Source organism: Plantactinospora sp. GCM10030261 (genome assembly GCF_042666615.1).
GTDB lineage: Bacteria > Actinomycetota > Actinomycetes > Mycobacteriales > Micromonosporaceae > KBS50.
Genome location: NZ_JBHTDD010000061.1, coordinates 1 through 3,450 on the forward strand (window position 1 = coordinate 1; position 3,450 = coordinate 3,450).

A 3,450-nucleotide genomic window follows, 5' to 3' on the forward strand; every position below is an offset into this window, starting at 1 on the left:
GGGGCGGGGGGTTGGGGGGTAACGGGTGGGGGGTGGTGGGGGCTCAGCGGTGGAGGGCGATGGCGTCGCCGGCGCCCACGGTGGCGGTGAACCGGCCGCCCGAGTCCACCGTGTACGTCGGACCGGTGCAGCCACCGCCGGTCCGGTCGCCGTGCTGCACATCGCAGTACGACCCCGCGGGCAGCGACGTCTGGAACGTGCGGCTGACGGCGAACGACTCGCGGTTGATGACGACGTAGCCGGCCGAGCCGCGACCGAAGGCGATGGCCTGGTAGCCGTTGGACCACCAGTTGGTGACCCCGGTGCCCCGCACCGCGTTGCGGAAGCCGACCATGTTGGCGATCTGCCGCCACAGGTGCTGGCATTTCCACCCGTTCGAGAAGCAGGCGGAGACGGCACCACCGTTCGGCGGACCGGCGTCGTAGTTGGTGAACTCGTAGCCGGAGTGAATGCTGGGCGACCCGTACGGCCAGGCCAGCAGGAACACGTTGGCCAGGGTGTAGGTCGAGCCGTAGTTGTAGTTCAGGGTCGAGCCATTACGTTCGGTGTCCCAGTTGTCGACGAACGGGCGGGCCTGCCCGCTCGGCAGGTAACCCCAGGACTCACCCCAGTTGTTGAGGTACGCGAGCCGCTCGCTCGTGAAGATGCGTTTGAGGTCGTACGCCGCCCGGAACTCGTCGACGTCCCCGCTGCCGGTGTACTCACCTGGCTGCACGGCCTCGCCGGCGCCGTAGATGACTTCGTGCACCCAGAAGATGTTGGGGTTGCTCAGCCGGCTCTTGATCGCCGCGAGGTCCGCGGCCGCGACGTGCTTGGCACCGTCGATCCGGAACCCGTCCACCCCCATCGAGATGAGACTGTTCAGCCAGCCGGCGATCCGCCCGCGGACGTAGTCGCTGCCGGTGTTCAGGTCGGCGAGGTCGACCAGTTCGCAGTTCTGCACCTCCCACCGGTCGGCGTAGTTGGCGATGCGGCGCCGGCAGGAGTGGAAGTCCTGGTTCTGGTAGTACCCGGGGTAGTCGTACTTGGAGTAGGACGAGCCGCCGGTGCCGGTGCCCGAGCCCGCCGACATGTGGTTCACGACGGCGTCCGCGATCACCTTGACGCCAGCGGCGTGGCAGGTCGAGATCATCGACCGGAACGACGACTCCGAACCCAGCCGGCCGGCCACCCGGTACGCCACCGGTTGGTACGTGGTCCACCACTGTGGACCCTGGATGTGCTCCTGGGGTGGTGAGACCTGCACGTACCCGTACCCCTTGGGTCCGAGCGTGCTGGTGCAGGCGTTGGCGATCGAGTCGTACCGCCACTGGAAGAGGGTGACGGTGACGTCCCTGACTCCCGGCGGGGCGGCCTCGGCGGGCCGGCCGGCGGGCGGCGCGGCCGCGGTGAGCGTGGCGCCGAGGGTGACGGCGGCGGCCGCGAGGGCGAGAGTACGGGCAGGACGCCGGCGGAGGGCGCGGGCGGGACTCCAATGGGCGGGGTGGCGGAGTCGATCGACGGGCGGAGCTCCGGTGGGCGGGGTGGCGGAGTCGGTCGACGGGCGGGAACGGTCGGCGGGTGTGCGGAACCGGCCGGACCGGGGCATGGGGGTGCCCATGGCTGCCTCCGGTGTGGAGTGTGGGGGTGGGCCGCAAACTTTCTGCAAGAATATTGAAACTTGCAGGAAACTTGTGGGACGCACTGTAGGCCCGGATAGCGGCCTTCGTCAATAGAACGTGCTCGTTATGTTCACCCGCGTCGGATCGCGACCGCCACCGCGGCGCCAGCGGCACCGGCCGCCACCGCACCCGCCGTCAACAGGGGCCGGTGCCGGGAGAGCCAGACCTGCGGGCTGCGGTCATGCGCCCGGTCGTCGAAGCCTCCGTGCGCGCCGGCGTCCGTGCCGCGGCCGTCGTCGACCGGGTGCCACAGATTGCTCGGCCGGTCCGGCGGGGCCGGTTCGTCGGTCTGCTGGGAGGCGAAGCCGGTACGCCCCAGGTAACGGTCCAGGAGCCCAGGTATCAGCCGGTTCGCCATGATCGTGGCGACCGTGGAGGCGCCGACCCAGTACTCCCGGCGCCGCGGGTGGTCCGCCGCGTGCACGATCGCGCGGGCCGCCACCTCCGGTTGATAGATGGGTGGCACCGGCTGGGCGTGCCGATCCAGCCGGGAGAGCACCCATTCGAACTGCGGGGTGTTGACCGCGGGCAGGTGCACCTGGGTTATCCGGACCCGGCTGTGGGAGTGCAGCAACTCGGTGCGCACCGACTCGGTGAACCCGACAATGGCGTGCTTCGCCCCGCAGTACGCGGACTGCAGCGGGATCGACCGGTAGGCAAGTGCCGAACCGACCTGCACGATGGTGCCCGAGTCACGGGGCAGCATCCGGTCCAGGGCCACCCGGGTGCCGTACACGTATCCGAGGTAGGTCACCTCGGTGACCCTGCGGAACTCCTCCGGTTCGACGTCCACGAACGGGGCGAACACGGAGGTGAACGCGTCGTTGATCCACAGGTCGATCGGGCCGAGTTCCGCGCTCACCCGGTCGGCCGCGGCCGCCACCTGCCGGTAGTCCGACACATCGGTCTCGATCGGCAACGGCTCGCCACCGGCGGCGCGGACGTCCTCGGCAGCCGCCGCGAGTCCCGTTGACCCGCGCGCCAGCAGCCCGACCCGCATGCCGAGGCCGGCGAGTTCCCGAACGACCGCCCGCCCCACCCCGGCGGTGGCTCCGGTGACCACCGCGACCTTGCTGTGCCGTAGCGAGCCCATCTCGCCCTCCCCGTCCGGGTGCCGGCCCGCACCCCGCCGCCTCGAATGGTCCCGCTCGGGGCCCCGGCCCGCGTTCCCGAGCGATCGGCTGTTATGCGCACCACGGCCGGTGAAACAACCACGACGTACGGATGGCCAGCGACCGGATCGATGGAACCGACCGGCATCAGCGGCGCGCCGCCGTGACGGCGGTGCGGATCCACGCCACGGCCAGCCCGGTCTCGGCGAGCGCCGGTCCCCGCTGCCGACGGTCGACACCGGCCACCAGCACCGTCGTCAGGGCGTGCAGCGCGTCAACCACCGCTCCGGCCACGCGGACCGGCCCGGTCGGTCGCGCCGCCGTCACCAGGCCCTGCGCGAGGTGTCGCGTCCCGAGCACCCGCAGCACCGCGACGGCAAGCTCGGTACGCCGACCGCCCAACCCGCGCAGCACCGGTCCCGGCGTGGCGAGCAACGCGGTTCCCCACAACGCCCGGGACAGGGCGGCCGTACGCACCGGGTCCACCCCGACCCAACCACCGGCCGGCCTCGCCAACCTACGTGCTCCCCGCATGGTCCTCCCCTTGTCTCGCGCCCACCCTCTCCCCCGGTCGCCGACCCACCGTCCCCGCGATCTTGCACTACTGGCCCCGGAATAACGGGTCAGAAGACGCGAAACGGCAACCTGAAGTGCAAGATCGCCGGGGCGGGCGGGGC

The 3,450-nt window shown here is 71.1% G+C and carries 3 protein-coding genes; all 3 read right to left on the bottom strand.

The features are described 5' to 3' along the window. Positions 1-43: 43 nt before the first annotated feature. The 3 genes from ACFQUZ_RS32300 to ACFQUZ_RS32310 all read right to left on the bottom strand — a co-directional run bounded on the left by ACFQUZ_RS32300 (position 44) and on the right by ACFQUZ_RS32310 (position 3,250). The gene (locus ACFQUZ_RS32300) at positions 44-1,600 is read right to left on the bottom strand and encodes an alpha-amylase family protein (protein ID WP_377449083.1); all 1,557 of its coding nucleotides are present in this window, start codon (positions 1,598-1,600) and stop codon (positions 44-46) included. A gap of 131 nt (positions 1,601-1,731) precedes the next feature. Then, positions 1,732-2,754: an SDR family oxidoreductase gene (locus ACFQUZ_RS32305; protein ID WP_377449085.1), complete on the bottom strand. Its 1,023-nt coding sequence runs from the start codon at positions 2,752-2,754 to the stop codon at positions 1,732-1,734. Between the two features lie 166 nt (positions 2,755-2,920). Then, on the bottom strand, positions 2,921-3,250 hold the full coding sequence (locus tag ACFQUZ_RS32310; protein WP_377449087.1) for a hypothetical protein: 330 nt from the start codon (positions 3,248-3,250) through the stop codon (positions 2,921-2,923). Positions 3,251-3,450: the final 200 nt, after the last annotated feature.